The sequence below is a fragment of the Sphingomonas kyeonggiensis genome (assembly GCF_014196745.1).
Taxonomy (GTDB): domain Bacteria; phylum Pseudomonadota; class Alphaproteobacteria; order Sphingomonadales; family Sphingomonadaceae; genus Sphingomonas; species Sphingomonas kyeonggiensis.
Genome location: NZ_JACIEH010000002.1, coordinates 1,037,535 through 1,053,671, shown reverse-complemented (window position 1 = coordinate 1,053,671; position 16,137 = coordinate 1,037,535). Strand labels below are relative to the sequence as shown.

The 16,137-nt window shown below is 65.9% G+C and carries 11 protein-coding genes; 4 read left to right on the top strand and 7 right to left on the bottom strand.

All coding sequences use genetic code 11. The annotated features are described in order from the left end of the window. The first annotated feature begins 138 nt into the window (after positions 1-138). Positions 139-876 (top strand): FCD domain-containing protein, encoded by a 738-nt coding sequence (locus tag GGR46_RS13595; protein WP_183998471.1) that lies wholly within the window; start codon positions 139-141, stop codon positions 874-876. Positions 877-879: 3 nt separating this feature from the next. On the opposite strand, the gene GGR46_RS13590 is transcribed toward GGR46_RS13595, so the two are convergent. The 5 genes from GGR46_RS13590 to GGR46_RS13570 are packed head-to-tail and all read right to left on the bottom strand — an operon-like array spanning position 880 to position 6,769. Next, entirely contained in the window at positions 880-1,809 is a 930-nt protein-coding gene (locus tag GGR46_RS13590) for a family 43 glycosylhydrolase (RefSeq protein WP_183998470.1), read from the bottom strand. Next, positions 1,806-2,936, bottom strand: a complete 1,131-nt coding sequence (locus tag GGR46_RS13585; RefSeq protein ID WP_183998469.1) for a cellulase family glycosylhydrolase — start codon at positions 2,934-2,936, stop codon at positions 1,806-1,808. Before GGR46_RS13585 ends, GGR46_RS13590 begins: the two co-directional genes overlap by 4 nt. A gap of 10 nt (positions 2,937-2,946) precedes the next feature. Further along, positions 2,947-4,101 (bottom strand): aldose epimerase family protein, encoded by a 1,155-nt coding sequence (locus tag GGR46_RS13580; protein ID WP_183998468.1) that lies wholly within the window; start codon positions 4,099-4,101, stop codon positions 2,947-2,949. 11 nt (positions 4,102-4,112) lie between these two features. Next, positions 4,113-4,967 carry an SMP-30/gluconolactonase/LRE family protein gene (locus GGR46_RS13575; protein ID WP_183998467.1) on the bottom strand — a complete coding sequence of 285 codons (855 nt, stop codon included), beginning with the start codon at positions 4,965-4,967 and terminating at the stop codon, positions 4,113-4,115. Then, complete coding sequence (locus GGR46_RS13570; protein WP_183998466.1) at positions 4,967-6,769, bottom strand: IlvD/Edd family dehydratase; 1,803 nt, start codon at positions 6,767-6,769, stop codon at positions 4,967-4,969. Before GGR46_RS13570 ends, GGR46_RS13575 begins: the two co-directional genes overlap by 1 nt. Before the next feature lie 119 nt (positions 6,770-6,888). On the opposite strand from GGR46_RS13570, the gene GGR46_RS13565 reads away from it, so the two are divergent. Next, on the top strand, positions 6,889-7,809 hold the full coding sequence (locus GGR46_RS13565; RefSeq protein WP_183998465.1) for a Gfo/Idh/MocA family oxidoreductase: 921 nt from the start codon (positions 6,889-6,891) through the stop codon (positions 7,807-7,809). A gap of 326 nt (positions 7,810-8,135) precedes the next feature. Here GGR46_RS13565 and GGR46_RS13560 read toward each other — a convergent pair whose 3' ends face one another. Then, on the bottom strand, positions 8,136-10,037 hold the full coding sequence (locus tag GGR46_RS13560; RefSeq protein ID WP_343058158.1) for a family 43 glycosylhydrolase: 1,902 nt from the start codon (positions 10,035-10,037) through the stop codon (positions 8,136-8,138). Positions 10,038-10,082: 45 nt separating this feature from the next. Next, on the bottom strand, positions 10,083-12,860 hold the full coding sequence (locus tag GGR46_RS13555; RefSeq protein WP_183998464.1) for a TonB-dependent receptor: 2,778 nt from the start codon (positions 12,858-12,860) through the stop codon (positions 10,083-10,085). A 416-nt stretch (positions 12,861-13,276) separates the two neighbouring features. On the opposite strand from GGR46_RS13555, the gene GGR46_RS13550 reads away from it, so the two are divergent. Together GGR46_RS13550 and GGR46_RS13545 are read left to right on the top strand one after the other, a co-directional pair. Beyond that, positions 13,277-14,848, top strand: coding sequence for a sulfatase family protein (locus tag GGR46_RS13550; protein ID WP_221262728.1), 1,572 nt, complete (start codon positions 13,277-13,279; stop codon positions 14,846-14,848). Positions 14,849-14,910: 62 nt separating this feature from the next. After that, entirely contained in the window at positions 14,911-16,038 is a 1,128-nt protein-coding gene (locus tag GGR46_RS13545; RefSeq protein WP_221262727.1) for a hypothetical protein, read from the top strand. The last annotated feature ends 99 nt before the right edge of the window (positions 16,039-16,137 follow it).

Genomic DNA, 16,137 nt, shown 5'->3' with positions numbered 1-16,137 from the left:
TGCCGCGCACTCAAACGGGGCGGCCGAGTGGTTCATTTATCTTATTAATTGGGCTTGTCTAGCCACGCGTTTGGGATACAGCTAGAAATCAGAGGGCAAGCGACGATCGTCGCCTCGACAGAAAAGGAATACCCGCGCGTGGCAACGTCTCTATCCAGGTCGCAAGACGAACTTCGTCCGCAGCTCGGCCGTAACCTCACCTACGGCCTGCTCGACCGGCTGGGCCGCGCGATCGTCACCGGCCAGTACGAGACCCAGCCCTTCCCGACCGAGGCGGAGCTGACCACCCAGCACGGTGTGAGCCGTTCGGTGACGCGCGAAGCGGTGAAGATGCTCACCGCCAAGGGCCTGCTCAGCGCCCGTCCGCGTCAGGGCACGGTGGTGGAGCCGACCTCGTCGTGGAACCTGTTCGACACCGACGTGCTGCGCTGGCTGCTCGAACGGCAATTCTCGGTCGAGCTGCTCAAGCAGTTCAACCAGCTGCGCGTCGCGATCGAACCCGAGGCCGCCGCGCTCGCCGCCCGCTTCGCCAGCAATGCCGATATCGAGGCGATCGGCGAAGGCCTTGCCCGCATGGAAGCCGCCGAAGCCGGCATGGACGACACGCTGGAGGCGGACATCGCCTTCCACGTCTCGATCCTGCGCGCGTCGGGCAACCCCTTCTACGTCCAGTTCCGTGACGTGGTCGGCACCGCGCTGCGCACCTCGATCCGCTTCACCAACCGGGTGAAGGGCCGCACCGCGAACGTCGCGGATCACGGCCGCGTGCTCGAGGCGATCCAGGCCCGCGACCCCAATTCGGCGCGCACCGCGATGCGGGCATTGATCTCCGACGTGCTCGAGCTCATCGACGCGCACGAGAACACGCCGGCCTGATCCTCAGTCCATCCGAATCGGCAGGATCGATCCGTCCTTGCCAAACGTCACCGACGTGATCGCCACCCGGCGCGAGCCGGTATAGGGGCCGTCATGCGGCTGCCCTTCCCAGCGGTGATAGGCGATGTACCAGCGCCCGTCCTTGGGATCGCGCAGGAAGGCGTGGTGGCCCGGCCCCTTGTACTTGGCGTCGCTCACCAGGATCGCCCCGCGATACTTCCACGGCCCCACCGGTGACGATGCCGTGGCGTAGTGCACCGAATAGGTAGTGTCGCGGAAATTGCCCGAGGAATAGGACAGGTAATAGGTACCCTTGCGCTCGAACATGAACGAGCCTTCGGTGAAGTGCTCGGGCGTCTTCACCTTCACCTCATGGTCGATGCTGACCATGTCGGGCTTGAGCTGCCAGACGCGCAGCGTCGCGCCGGCGCTGCCGCCGGCATAGAGATAGCTCCTGCCGCTCCTCGGGTCGGTGAACACCGCCGGGTCGATCGCCTCGAAACCGTGACCGCCATCGTTCACCAGCGGCTTGCCGCTGTCCTTGCAGGGGCCGGCAGGACCGTCGCAGGTCGCCACGCCGATGCGGCTCGGCGTCGGGTTCTGCGGCCCGATCGAATAGTAGAAATAATAGCGCCCGTTCGCGCGGACCATGTCGGGTGCCCAGAGCCGATGCTCGGGGGCGTGATCGTCCCCGATCCACGGGATCATGCCATGGTCGAGGAGGACGGGCCCCTTCTCCCACTTCTGCATGTCGAGCGAATGCCAGGCGACCAGGGTCTTCCCGCCAAAGGTCGGGTAGAGCCAGTACTGGCCCTCGGCCACTTCGAAGTCCGGATCCGCGCCGTCGAAGAAGGACGGCGCGTCCTGGGCACTGGCCGGCAGCGCGGCGAGGACAAGCCCCGCCAGCGCCCCGAAACCGATCCTTCGCGTCACTTGGCCACCGGAACGACGCCCTTGGGCGCCGCGGACATCCGCTTGATCAGGTCGACCTCGGCCTGGCGATAGGGCTTGCCGTCGAAATACAGGATGTCGTGGAACCAGATCGTCGGCTCGTCGAAGGTATAGGGCTTCTTCCAGCTGTCCCAGGGCAGGCGCGTCTGCATCTTCCCGTCGACGAAACCCCAATTGTACATCGCGATGTTGAGCTTCTTCGCGATCGGCAGCGAACCGTCGAAGGTCGAGCCGTTGCCGCGCGCCATATACTCGGTGCACCAGACCGGGCGGCCATAGCTGAGCATCTGCCTGGCGCGCTTCTCGAAGGTCTCGGGCCAGTTGTAATCGTGGAAGCTCAGCACGTCGGATTCGGCGATCTGGATCTTCTCGACCGCGTCGAGCTTGCTCTGGTCGTCCCAGTTCTCGCCGATCCACACGCCCGAGGTGAGCGGCTGGATCGGATCGGCCGAACGCGCCGCCGCGAACATCCGCGGAAGCAGCGTCGCGACGTACTTGTTCTTGTCCTTGGTCGGCTTGTAGCTGCCGCCGCCGCCATTGTTCGGCTCGTTCCAGACGTCCCAGCCGATCACGCGCTCGTCCTTGGCGAAGGTCGTCACCAGATCCTTCACATAGGCCTCGAGCTTGCCGTACTGCGACACGTCCTTCAGCCGCGCCTCGCCCGGCGACTGGACCGAGCCGGAATTGTGCACGCCCGGGATCGGCGGATGCTGCGGCCCGGCGACGGGGTTCGGATCCCAGCAGCTGTCGAAGAAGATCCACAGCGTCTTGATCTTGTGCTTGGACGCGATCGTCATGAACTCGTCCATCCGGCGCTTCAGGCCGGCGGCATCGGTCTCCCACAGCAGGTGGTGCAGGTTCACCCGCATCACGTTCATGCCCATCGCCTCGGCCCAGCCGAGCTCCAGGTCTATGCGCTTGGGATCCCAGGTCTCGGCCTGGAACATCTCGAGCTGGTTGATCGCGGTGGCCGGCGTGTAGTTGGCGCCGACCTGCCAGGGCTGCTTGGCGTGCCAGGCGTTCGCCTGGGCCGCGGTCCACTGGTCGCGCGCAAGCGCGGGGGTCGCCACGAGCGTCGTCGCGGCGAGGAACAGGGCGATAGTCTTCATGGCGATCCTCTCAGCGCTTGGCCGCCTGACCCGTGGTCAGGCGATAGGTCATCACGTTGCGATAGGTCTGGCCCGGCGCGAGGCGCGCGTCGGGGAAGCCCTTCTGGTTGGGCGAATCCGGGAAGATCTGCGGCTCCATCACGATGGCGTCACCCTCGCGGTAGACCTTCTTCGACTTGCCGTGGGACGTGCCGTCGAGGAAGTTGCCCGAATAGAATTGCAGGCCCGGCTGGTTCGACCACAGCTCGAAGCCGCGGCCCGAGGCGGGGTCATAGACCTTGGCCATCAGATGCTGGGTCTTGGTGACCTCGCGGCCGATCACCCAGTTATGGTCGTAACCGCGGCCCCAGACGATCTGCTGGTCGCTGGCGTCGCGGACGCGCAGGCCCACGGCGGTCGGCTTGCGGAAGTCGAACACGGTGCCGGCGACCGACTTGAACTCGCCGGTCGGGATCGCACCGTCGTCGGTCGGCAGATAGGTCTGCGCCGGGATCGTCACGACATGCCCCATCGCGCCGTTCGACGAGCCTTCGCCCGACAGGTTCCAATAGGCGTGGTTGGTCAGGTTCGCGATCGTCAGCTTGTCGGTGGTCGCGCTGTACTCGATCGTCAGGTTGTTCTGCTCGTCCAGCGAATAGGTCGCATCGACGGTCATCGTGCCGGGATAGCCCTGGTCGCCGTCCGGGCTGACATAGCGCAGCGTCACCGAGGCGGTCGGGCCGTTCTTCACCGCGACGACGTCCCACAGCACCTTGTCGAAGCCGGTGGTGCCGCCATGCAGCGAATTCTTCCCGTTGTTGACCGGGGTCTGATAGGTCTGACCGTCGAGCGTGAAGCGGCCCGCCGCCAGGCGGTTACCGAAGCGGCCGACGATCGGGCCGAAATATTGCGGTTTGGCCAGATACTGGTCGATGCTGTCATAGCCGAGCGCGACATCGGCCTTCTTGCCGTTGCGATCGGGCATGATCACCGACTGGATCGTCGCGCCCCAGGCGATGATCTTCGCCGAGACGCCCTTGGCATTCGACAGCGTCACCGCCTCCACCGAGCGTCCGTCGGGCAGCTTGCCGAAGCTGCCGCGCTTGGCGGTCGCCGCCTCGGCATTCGATGCGAGCGCGCCGGCGAGCGCCGCTCCCACAAGCAGTGCGTTCTTCCGCAGGGTCATGCCTTTCCTCCTCAACCGCGATAATATTGGGTCGTCAGGCCGCGGCAGCCCGGGTCGACCTCGAACAATGCGCCGCCCTGGGGCTCGTCCACCCCGTCGCTCGCCGAGGTGACGAACATACGGTCGAGCGCCGGGCCGGCGAAGGTGCAACTGGTGATCTGGCTCGCCGGCAGCGCGATGCTGCGTTCGCGCACGCCTTCGGGCGAAAAGCGCGTCACGCAGCCCCCGCCCCAGCAGGCGACCCACAGGCCGCCCTCGGCGTCGAAGGTCATGCCGTCGGGATTGCCCCATTCGGGCTCGAACGTGACGAACGGCGTGCGTGGCCCAAGCGAGCCGTCGTCGTTGATGTCGAAGCGGAAGATCGTCGCCAATGATGTGTCGGTGTGCAGCAGGAAACTGCCGTCCGCCGCGATCGCGGGGCCGTTGGCGATCGTATAGGGACCATCGACCCGCGTGGCGGTACCGTCGGTATCGAGCCGGTAGAAGCTGCCGGTCGGGTCCTCGCAGTTGATCGACATGGTGCCGGCCCAGATCCGCCCCTGCGGATCGGCCTTGGCATCGTTGATGCGGTTGCCGAACCGGTCCGGCTCGGGCGCCGCAATCGCCCGGGTCACCCCGGTCTCGGGATCGAAGCGGACGAAGCGGCGGCCCAGTCCCAGGACGAACCCACCCTTCTCCCGCTCGACGGCCCAGCCGAGATACTCGTCGAACTCCCAGCTGCGCACCACGCCGCTGTCGAGCGACAGGCGGTTCAGCCGGTGCGAGAGGATGTCGGTCCAGTAGAGCGCATTGTCGCGAGCGGACCAGAGCGGCCCCTCCCCCAGCACATCGCGCCGGTCACGCTCGACGATACGGACGACGGACATCAGTGGCTGTCCCGCGGCACGCCATATTTCTGGGCGATGCGCTGATACTTCACCGCATTCTCGAACACCGCGCCGCCGTCGAACTGGCCGACCAGGTCGCGGTGGATCTCCTGCCAGGGCGTCTGCGCCTCGGGCACATAGTCGATCGCCAGCGCGGCGCGGCGCGCGGCCAGTTCCGCCGCATCGACCAGCATGTCGGCGGTGCGGTTCTTCAGGTCGATGCGGATGCGGTCGCCGGTCTTCACCAGCGCGAGCCCGCCGCCCACAGCGGCTTCGGGCGCCGCGTTGAGGATCGAGGGGCTGCCCGACGTACCCGACTGGCGCCCGTCGCCCAGGCAGGGCAGCGCATGCACGCCGGCACGGATCAGCGCGACCGGCGGGCGCATGTTCACCACTTCGGCACCGCCCGGATAGCCGACCGGGCCGGCACCGCGCATGATCAGGATCGAGTGATCGTCGGCGCCGAGCGCGGGGTCGTCGATACGGCGATGATAGTCCTCCGGCCCGTCGAACACGATCGCCGTGCCCTCGAACGCATCGGGGTTCTCGGGGTCGGAGAGATAGCGGTTGCGAAACTCGTCCGAGAGCACGCTCAGCTTCATCACCGCATTGTCGAACAGATTGCCCGAAAGCACGGTCAGGCCCGCGGCCTGCTTCAGCGGCGCGTCGAGCGGGAAGATCACATCCGCATCCTGCGCGGTCGCGGTGCCGATATTCTCCTCGACCGTCTTGCCGTTGACGGTCAGCGCGCTGCCATCGATCAGCCCGGCGCGGAGCAGCTGCCCCATCACCGCGGGCACGCCGCCGGCGCGGTAGAAATCCTCGCCCAGATACTTCCCCGCCGGCTGCAGGTTCACGACCAGCGGAATGTCGGCGCCATGCTCTTCCCAGTCGGCCAGGCTCAGCTCTACGCCGATATGCCGGGCGATCGCGTTCAGGTGGATCGGCGCGTTGGTCGATCCACCGATCGCGGAGTTGACCCGGATCGCATTGAGGAAGGCCTGGCGCGTGAGCACGTCCGAGGGCTTGCGGTCGGCATGCACCATTTCGACGATCTGCACGCCGGTGTGATAGGCGCATTCGGCGCGGTCGCGGTACGGCGCAGGGATCGCAGCCGAGCCGGGCAGCGACATGCCCAGCGCCTCGGTCAGCGAGTTCATCGTCGTCGCGGTACCCATCGTGTTGCACCAGCCGGTCGACGGCGCCGAGCTGGCGACCAGCTCGATGAAGCCCTTATAGTCGATCTCGCCGGCCGCGAGCATCTCGCGCGCCTTCCACACGATCGTGCCCGAGCCGGTGCGCTCGCCCTTGAACCAGCCGTTGAGCATCGGCCCCACGGACAGCGCGATCGCCGGGATGTTCACCGTCGCCGCGGCCATCAGGCAGGCCGGCGTGGTCTTGTCGCACCCGATGGTCATGACCACGCCGTCCATCGGATAGCCGAAGATCGCCTCGACCAGGCTGAGATACTGGAGGTTGCGGTCCAGCCCCGCGGTCGGGCGCTTGCCGGTCTCCTGGATAGGATGGGTCGGGAATTCGAGCGCGATGCCGCCGGCGTCGCGAATGCCCTCGCGCACCCGCTTGGCGAGTTCGAGATGGTGGCGGTTGCAGGGTGTCAGGTCGCTGCCGGTCTGGGCGATGCCGATGATCGGGCGGCCCGACTGCAGCTCCCCCAGGCTGATGCCGAAGTTCAGGTAACGCTCGACATAGAGCGCGGTCATGTCGGGGTTGGAGGGGTCGTCGAACCAGGCACGCGACCGCAGATTCGGGCGCTTGCCGCCGACTTCACTACCCCCGGACATACTCAAATCCTCTTCCCAAAATCCGCTGCCATTCACCGGCGCGTTCGAACTGCGTCGCACTTGATAGTGCGGACCGCCGCCGATAGGAAGCATATATATCGTATAAAAGGGAGTTAAGGGTGCACAGCTTTCGTCTAGGCCTGGTGGGCATCGGGAAAATCGCTCGAGATCAGCATCTTCCGGCGATCGCGGGGAATGACCGATTCGCGCTGGCAGCGATCGCGAGCCGTCATGGCCGGGTCGATGGTGTGCCCAATTATCCCGATACCGCGGCGATGATCGCCGGCACCGAGCTCGATGCGGTCTCCTTCTGCACCCCGCCCGAAGGTCGCCACGCGCTGGCGCGCATCGCGATCGAGGCCGGCAAGCACGTCATGCTCGAAAAGCCGCCCGCCGCCACACTCTCCGAGATCGAGGCGCTGGCCGATCTCGCCCGGGCGCGCAACGTGACCTTGTTCACCAGCTGGCACTCGCGCGAGGCCGCGGGCGTGGGCCCGGCCCGCAACTGGCTGTCGAACCGCGAGATCAAGGCGGTCCGCATCGACTGGCGCGAGGACATCCGTCGCTGGCATCCGGGCCAGGAATGGATCCTCGCCGCCGGTGGCTTCGGCGTGTTCGATCCGGGCATCAACGCCCTGTCGATCGCCACCGCGATCCTCCCCGCCCCGCTCTTCGTCGAGGCCGCGACGATGGACGTGCCGATGGGCCGCGCCGGCCCGCTCGCCGCCGAGCTGCAGCTGCGCTGCGGCGATGCCAAGGGCCGCGCCTCGTTCGACTTCCTCCAGACCGGGCCGCAGACCTGGGACATCGAGGTCGACACCGATGCCGGCACGCTCCGACTGTCGCTCGGCGGCAGCGTGCTCCAGTTGCCCGGCGAGGCCGAATGCACCGCCGCGGATCAGGAATATCCGCGCCTCTATGCCCGCTTCGCCGAGCTGCTCGCGACCGGCGGCAGCGATGTCGACGTCCGCCCGATGCGCCTGGTCGCCGACGCCTTCCTCCTCGCCGAACGCCGCGAGATCGAGCCGTTCGAATTCTGAAACCTTCCGTGTTGCGCCGGGGATGACGGGCCGGGTTGCAATGTAGGATTTTGCCTGTTTGGCTCACGCGGTCGGGCTTGCCACCCGACCGCTCTTTCAAACCGTAGGAAAAATAGGATCCCGTCCACGCAATAATATTGCGAGATGCGAGGCATTCGCGGGAACAGTGTCAACTTTGGCGCCCCGATAACACGCCAACGTGCACGACCTTCGCCATCTTTGACGAGTCGCCCCGCCACCCGCCGTAGGAACAACAAAAAGGCCCCGGCGAAACGCCGGGGCCTGAGTGTGGAGCCGACGGAGAGGCTCGGTTCGATATCGGGAAATCAGCGCTCGATCCGGGGCACGCGGATGCTGTCCTCGCCGATCAGGATCGGCACCAGGCCGAAATGGCGACGCCAGGGCGCGGTCGTGTCGTTGCCGAACATCGTGTACCAGAAATGGCCCTGGGCATCGCGGAAGGCCGTGCCGTGGCCGCCATGCGGCACCGCGAGCCGGCGCTTGCTGTACGGCCCCATCAGCGACTTGGACGTGCCGTACATCATGTCATAGGTGCCGTCGGTGCGCAGCGGCCCGTTCCATTCGGCGCCGGTGAGGAAATAGGTGCCGCCGACCTTGATCAGGCCATTGCCCTCATAGCCGACATTCTCGCCGTCCGTATCGACCAGGCGCTTCACTTCGCCCTCGAAGCCGTCGCGCTTCGCGTTGAGCTTGCCGATCCGGCCGCCGCCCCACAGCAGGTAGAAGCCGCTCTCGTCCTCGAACGGAAAGGCGTCGATCCCTTCGACGAAGTAGCTGGCGCGCGTGTTGACGTACGGGCCGATCGCCTTGCCGCTGGTCGATTTGAACAACCAGGACTTGCCCCCAACTCCGCGCTCCATCACCGAGAAGGCGAGATAATAGGTCTTGTCCCTGGCCGACCAGTGGATCTCCGGCGCCCAGAGCTCGGCGACGTTCTTGAAGCTATAGCCCAGCCCCTTCCAGTCGAAGATCATCTTGTTCTGGGAAGTCCAGGTCTTGAGATCGGTCGAGCGATAGAGGTTCACACCGCCGTCGGGATATTGGAAGCCGAAGCCCTTTTGCGTGCCGACAAGATAATAAGCGCCGTCTCCGCCCATCATCACCGAGGGGTCGCGCATCATCTCGCTCGTCACCAGCGGCTGGCGATCGGCGACCGCGCTGTTCTCGGTGAGCACCGAGGCCGCTTGGCGGATACGACCATCCTCCGCCCGCTCGAGCGGGACCAGGCCGACCTGCTCGCAGAACATCGCGAAATCGTCCTCGCAGCGCGGATTGTAGCTGGCGACCAGCTTGCCGTCCCGGGTGCGCACCACATTGCTTTGCCCGGCATGCGGCACGGCGAGCATGCGCTTGCCGAACGGGCCATAGGGCGAAGGGCCGGTCGCCATGTAGAGATCGTCGGTGGCGGTGCGCATCCGCCCGGTCACTTCGCTGGCGGTGATGACATACTGGTCACCGTCCCGGAACATCGCGGCGCCGCCCTTACCGACGCGCAGCCGCACCGGCCAGTCCTTGCCCGCCGGCGGATCGGTCTTGAACAACGCCGGATCGGGCTTGAGGAAACGCGGCGCCTCGGCGAGCTTCGAACCGTCGGGCGCGACCTTGGCGATGTAGCCGGCGCCCCAGAGCAGGTAGCTTGTGCCGTCGGTATCGATGAAGGACGAGACATCGGCCACGTCGCTCACCAGGCACGGGCTCTCGCTGAACCCGCCCTTGAGGTTCGCCAGCGAACCGCGAGCGATGTGCGCGCAGCCATTGTCGTCGGCAAAGGCGAGCTGCACCAGGTCGCCGCGGATATGGATGTCCGGCGCCAGGTAGCGGTGGCCGGCACCGTGCACGACGCCGAGCGCTGTCCAGTTCCTGCCGTCATCGGCGGACGACCAGAGCTGGATGCCGTCGCGGCGCCCTTCGCGGATCACCGTGCCGGTGACGAACCAGCGCCCGTCCGGGCTCTGCGCGACCGAGGCATCGGTGATCGCATGTGCCGCGAAGAAGGCCTTCACCGGCATCGCGTCCGCCGCCGGCATCACCGTCGCGTTGCGGTCCTGCGAGGGGTGGTCGATGAAGATGTCGTCGGCCGGCGGCCGAGCCGCGGGCGCCGCCTGCTGGGCGAGCGCATGCACCGGGATCAGCGAAGTGGCGGCAAGCGCGGCAGCAAGAAAATACTTCACGTTGATGTCCTCATGCCCGTCAAACAAGGGAGCCACCTCCCCCTCACCTCCGGTGGAGGAGAGAGGGAGGCAGTTCCGGGATCAGAACCGGAAGCGGATGCCCGCACGATAGACGCTCTCCAGGAAGCGCGTCTGCCATGCATAGGCCTGGCCCGCCGCGTTGAACGTGCGGTAGTTGCGGTAGGCGCCGCCGGCCAGGTTGTTGACGTTGAAGCTCAGCGTGATGTTGTCGGTCGGCTGGAGCGTCGCGGCGAAGTCCATCGTGCCGCGGGCATCGACCTTGATCGGCAGCGTCGGGCCCAGCGGTACCGGGTTGCCCAGCGCCGGATCGGCGACCTGGCCATAGCTGTCGACGAAGTCGCTGCGCCAGTTGTACGACAGGCGAAGCGAGAGAACCTTGTTCTCGTACCAGGCCGAGGCGTTGACCGTGTGCTTCGACGTGCCGGCGATCCGCTGCATGCCCGGCAGGGTCGCGGCAAGGCTCGGCGCCAGCACCGACTTCGCGTCGAGATAGGTGTAGTTCACCATCCCGCCGAAATCGGACAGCCAGTTCGGCAGCCACGGTGCGCGCAGGAAGCTGCGGACGCCGGCCTCGATGCCCTTGATCCGGCCCGCGCCGCCATTTTGCGGCTGGCTCGTGCGCAGCCGGCCGAACTCGGCATCGGCCACGTCGGTGGTGAACGTGTTGATGAAGCCGTTCACGTCCTTGTAGAACCCGCCGACCGTCAACGCGCCGCTGCGGCTGAAGTAATATTCGACCGACGCATCATAGTTCTTCGAGGTGGTCGGCTTCAGGTCCGGATTGCCCGAGCTGGCGCTGCGGACGCAATCCGCTCCGTTCGGATCGGCGCAGGTGTTGCCGGTCGGCAGCGCACCGATCGTGATCGTCGGGTTCAGCTGGCTGAAGCCCGGGCGCGTCCGCGTCTCGGTATAGGCCAGGCGCATCTGCAGCTTCGGATCGAGCTTGATGCGCATGCTGACGTTCGGCAGGAAATCGCTGTTGCTCGACGCGATCGAGATCGGCGTGATCGTCGTCACCGTGCCGGTGGTCGAACGGCGCAGACCGCTGATCGACACGTCCGCCTGGGTGCCGCGCACGCCGAACAGGCCGTCGATCGGCACGCCGCCGATCTCGAAGGCATAACGCGCCTGGACATAGCCGGTGTAGAGCTTCTCGTTGCTGACGAACACCGGCGAGCCCCAGGCCGGATCGCCCTTGGCCAGCGTCGTGGTCACGCCGTTGACGGTGAGCGTGGTCATCGCGCGCAGCGTGTCGAGATTGGCGATCAGGCTCTCGCGCGTCGGCGAGAGCCAGGTGCGGATCGACGTCGCGTCGTCGTTGCGGAAGCCGCCCGCCGCCGGCTGGATGTTCAGCATCGACGCGAGCACCGAATAGGTCTGGCCCGCAGGCGCGGCATAGGTCGACTGGGCATAGCTGTACGAATCCGCATCGCGGTTCGAGAAGCGGATGCCCGCCTGCAGGTTGGTCAGGCCGAAGCTGTCGAGCTTGTAGTCGAGGTCGAGCCGCCCCTGCCAGCTCTGGCCATGGCCGCGGTTGCCGCTCTGGGTCAGGCCGGTCCAGCGATAATTGCCGAGATTGTAGAGGTCGTAGTTGATCAGGCTGACGGTGCCGCCGCCGACACCCTGCGCCGTATCGAACTCGAAGTGGCGCGCGGGCGTCGAAGTGAGGGTGTAGTTGAACGCGACGTTGCGGTTGATGAAGGTCGACTCGGTATAGGCGACGTCGCCCGTGACCTTGAGCCGGCCGTTCTTCCAGATGAAGCCGCCGCCGGCCTGATAGGTATCGGTCGACTGGTCGTTGATCTGCTGCGCGCCGGTCGGCGCCGCACCGGTGCCCGCCGCTGCATCGAAGCTCGCGGCCTGGTTGGTGCCCGAAATCAGCGTGATGTTGCTCAGCGTGGCGACATCGCCGGCCACGACCTGGAGGTTGTGACCGTCGCCGCGCCCGCGATAGCCCTGGTACAGACCGTCGAGATAGATTTCGAGCGTGCTGCTCGGCCGCCACTGGAATGCCGCATCGACGTTCGGCCGCCAGCGCGTCGCCGAGGCATAGTCGGTGTTGACGAACTGCGGATAGCGTAGCTGGGAGAAGCCGGTGACGTTGGTGCGGTTGCGGATGTCCTGCGCCACCGCGCGCGAGGAGTCGATGTACTTGGTGTCGGCATAGGAACCTTCGAGCAGGAAGCCCATCTCGCCGATGCCGGTCTTCCAGCGCGTGCTGAACAGGCCGTTCGCCTCCACGCCCAGGCGCTGCGACTGGTACCAGTGCACGCCGCCGATATAGCCGGTGACGCGGGTGCCCTTGAAGTCGAACGGCTTGCGCGACTTGACGTCGACCAGGCCGGCCAGCCCCGCCTCGAGCAGATCCGCGCTCGCCGACTTGTAGACGTCGATGCGCGCGATGCTGTTCGACGGGAAGTCCTGCAGCTGGACGAAACGGCCTTCCGCGGTGAACACCTCGCGGCCGTTATAGGTGGTGGCGAGATCCGGCAGGCCGCGGATGCGGACGCCCTGGGCCACGCCGGCATCGCGGGTCACGGTGACGCCGGGGATGCGGGCCAGCGATTCCGAGGCCGTGACGTCGGGCAGCTTGCCGATGTCCTCGGCGACGACGGAGTCGATGATCTGGTCGGAGTCCTGCTTGACCGACTGGGCGGACTCGAGGCTGCGCCGGATGCCGCTGACGACGATCTGGTTCGTGTCGGGGGCTTCCTGCTCCTGCACGCCGATCGCGGCGGTGTCCGGCGCGGCGTCCTGCGCCATCGCGGCAACCGGCATCGTCGCCAGAGCCACCGCAGAACTGGTCGCGAGCAGGAAATAACAATTGCGCGTAATCACTTAGCCTCCCCCATTTTCATTTTCTGGCCCATTCTCTGGAACTTATCTATCTGAATTATCATACTATAAATTCCCTGACAAGACAGTCCATTTCGGACTGAAACTTCCGTATGATTTCAGAAGGTTGCGTTGGCTGGCCGGCGCAGCCCCAATCAGGGCAACTCCCCAAAGCTATCGGACATCCACGCATGAAACGTGGAAGCGTTCGATCCGCGCGGTGGCACGGCCCCTTTGGCTCGATGCCCCCGCGAGCATGAGTCACACTTCGCCCTTGAAACGAAAGCGAAGAAGGCGACCCCTGCCGGTTCAGGGCCGCACACCCAAGCAAGCTTTCCTTTGTGATATGATAATTTGCTTGTGATCCGATAAATCCTATCCGTAGACAGGCATCAAATCGAACGACGGGAGGAGAGACGATGAAGGCCGCAATGACTCGCCGGAGCCTGTTGCTTGCCGGCGCTGCGGCGCTGGCCGTGCCAGGCGTCGCCCTGGCCAGCCCCCGGCGGCCGAACATCATCATCCTCTATGCCGACGATCTCGGCTATGGCGATCTGAGCTGCTACGGCTCGAAGACGATCCACACGCCGAACATCGACCGGCTGGCTGCCGGCGGCACGCGCTTCGTCAACGGCCATTCGCCCTCCGCCACCTGCACGCCTTCACGCTACGCGCTGCTGACCGGCGACTATGCGTGGCGCGCCTCGGGCGTGCAGATCCTGCCCGGCGACGCGCCGGCGCTGATCCGCCCGGGCAAGTTCACCCTGCCCACGATGCTGCAGCGCGCCGGCTACACCACCGGCCTGGTCGGCAAGTGGCACCTCGGCCTGGGCGACGGCAAGGTCGACTGGAACGGCGAGATCGCCCCCAGCCCGCTCGACATCGGCTTCGACTATGGCTTCTACATGCCGGCGACGCTCGACCGGGTTCCGACCGTGCTGATCGAGAACCGGCGCGTGGTGAACCTGGACCCCGCCGATCCGATCGAAGTGAACTATCACGACAAGATCGGCGACGAGCCGACCGGCTTCGATCATCCCGAGATGCTCAAGTTCGGCGCCGATCCCGAGCATTCCAACACGATCGTCAACGGCATTAGCCGCATCGGCTACATGACAGGCGGCAGGAAGGCGCGCTGGAAGGACGAGGAGCTGAGCGACGTGCTGCTCGGCAAGGCGGTCGACTTCATGCGTGGCCAGAAGGACAAGCCCTTCTTCCTCTATTACGCCGTCAACGAACCGCACGTGCCGCGCGCCCCGCATCCGCGCTTCGTCGGCAAGTCCGGCATGGGGCCGCGCGGCGATTCCATCCTGCAGCTCGACTGGACCGTGGGCGAACTGATGCGCCAGCTCGAGCAGCTGGGCATCGCCGACAATACGCTGCTGGTGTTCAGCAGCGACAATGGCCCGATCCTGTTCGACGGCTATCAGGACCAGGCGGTCGAACTAGCCGGCAAGCACCGTCCTGCCGGCCCGTTCACCAGCGGCAAGTACAGCATCTATGAAGGCGGCACCCGGGTGCCGATGATCAGCTGGTGGCCGGGTCAGGTCCGCGCCGGCAAGGTCTCGGCCGCGGTCGTCGACCATGTCGACCTGCTCGCCTCGCTGGCGAAGCTGGTCGGCGGCGCCTTCCCCCAGGATTCCGCGGTGGACAGCTTCGACATGCTCGCGCCGCTGCTCGGCCAGACCGATCGCGGGCGCGACCATGTGATCGAGGACACCAAGCTGATGGTCACAACCGGCACCAAGGTGACAGGTAGCGGCGCGCGCATCTTCGCGATCCGCGCCGGCGACTGGAAGCTGATCCGCGCCAGCGTGGAGCCGCACGCGTTCCACGGCAACCCGATCGGCACCCTGCCCGTCCACCAGCTCTACAATGTCGCCAGTGATCCCGCCGAGAAGGTCAATCTCGCGGAGAAGGAACCGCAGCGCACCGCGCGCATGGCCGCCTGGCTCGACAAGATCGAACGCGACGGCCGCAGCCGCCCCTGAGCGGACGCCAACCACCAAACCAACTGCCCCATGCGAGGGCGAAGACAGGGAAGAGGGAAATCATGCACAAGCTTCTGGCAATCGGCGCCGCGGCGCTGCTCGGCCTGCCCGGCACCGCGCTGGCGCAGGGCGCGCTCGGCGCGAACTTCAACGAGCATTTCGAGGACGTCGATTATCGCGACCTCCAGAAGAGCGACACGCAATGGGTCCGCATCTTCCTGCCGATGTTCCAGCTCGATCGCGGCCCCGCCGCCGATCATGGAGCGGTGAAGACGATCCTCGATGTCGCCAATCACGGCTACAAGACCGTGCTGACGCTCAAATTCCCCTATAACCGGGTCGCCTTCCCCAAGGCCGACAGCGACATCTTCCGGAAGGATCTCGCCCGGCTCGAGGCGGCGCTGCCGCTGGTGATGGGCAAGGTCGACATCCTGGTGATCGGCAACGAGCCTTTCATCGAGAGCCGCCAGCAGGACTGGAACCCCAATTTCAACGCCTATTACGAGGCGCTGGCCAAGGCGGCGATCCAGTATCGGGCGGAACATTGCGGCGGCAATGCCTGCAAGACCCATCTCTACATGGGCGCACTCAACCAGACCCAGAACCCGGCGTGGCGCAACCCGACCACCGATCGCTGGCTGGAATTCATCAAGCAGACGCCCGAGTTGGAGGGGCTCGACATCCACCCGCACATCACCACGATCGATCAGTCCAAGGCGTTCCTCGACTATATCCTGCCGCGGATGCGCCCCGAGCAGAAGTTCCTCGTGCTCGAATTCTCGCTGGTCTGGTGGTGGAAGCAGCACCTCAAGGCCCCCGTCCCCGCCGCCTTCGCCGCCAAATATGGCGCACCGGCCAACGCCCAGACCTGGCAGGTGATCAAGGCCGCGCTGGAGACGCCCTTCTCCAAGCCGCAATGGGACGAGTTCCTGGCACAGAGCCCCTGGTTCGAGAGCCGCAAGCATTATCTCCGGAACCAGATGAAGATCTTCCGCGACACCGGCCGCCTCGCGGTCGCCACCTATGGCTTCAAGCAGGGCAGCTCGATGGTGAACAATTTCGGGCCGGATTCGACGCCCTGGCTGCTCAACAGCGTGTTCGCCGGCCGCACCGTGAAGCCCAATCCGGACGGCAGTTCGGCGTTCAACTATGCCTGGATCGACGACTACAAGGCGCTCCAGAAGAAGTAACTGCGGACACGAGGGGCGCCGGGATGCATGTCCCGGCGCCCTGTCTCAATCCAGGCGAAACCGGATCTCGCACCATGCCTGGCGGGCGATAACTGCCCG

Coding starts and splice junctions, on each gene's coding strand:
- GGR46_RS13575 (WP_183998467.1), bottom strand. CDS start 4,967: ATGTCCGTCGTCCGTATCGTCGAGCGTGACCGGCGCGATGTGCTGGGG.
- GGR46_RS13570 (WP_183998466.1), bottom strand. CDS start 6,769: ATGTCCGGGGGTAGTGAAGTCGGCGGCAAGCGCCCGAATCTGCGGTCG.
- GGR46_RS13545 (WP_221262727.1), top strand. CDS start 14,911: ATGCACAAGCTTCTGGCAATCGGCGCCGCGGCGCTGCTCGGCCTGCCC.
- GGR46_RS13580 (WP_183998468.1), bottom strand. CDS start 4,101: ATGACCCTGCGGAAGAACGCACTGCTTGTGGGAGCGGCGCTCGCCGGC.
- GGR46_RS13550 (WP_221262728.1), top strand. CDS start 13,277: ATGAAGGCCGCAATGACTCGCCGGAGCCTGTTGCTTGCCGGCGCTGCG.
- GGR46_RS13585 (WP_183998469.1), bottom strand. CDS start 2,936: ATGAAGACTATCGCCCTGTTCCTCGCCGCGACGACGCTCGTGGCGACC.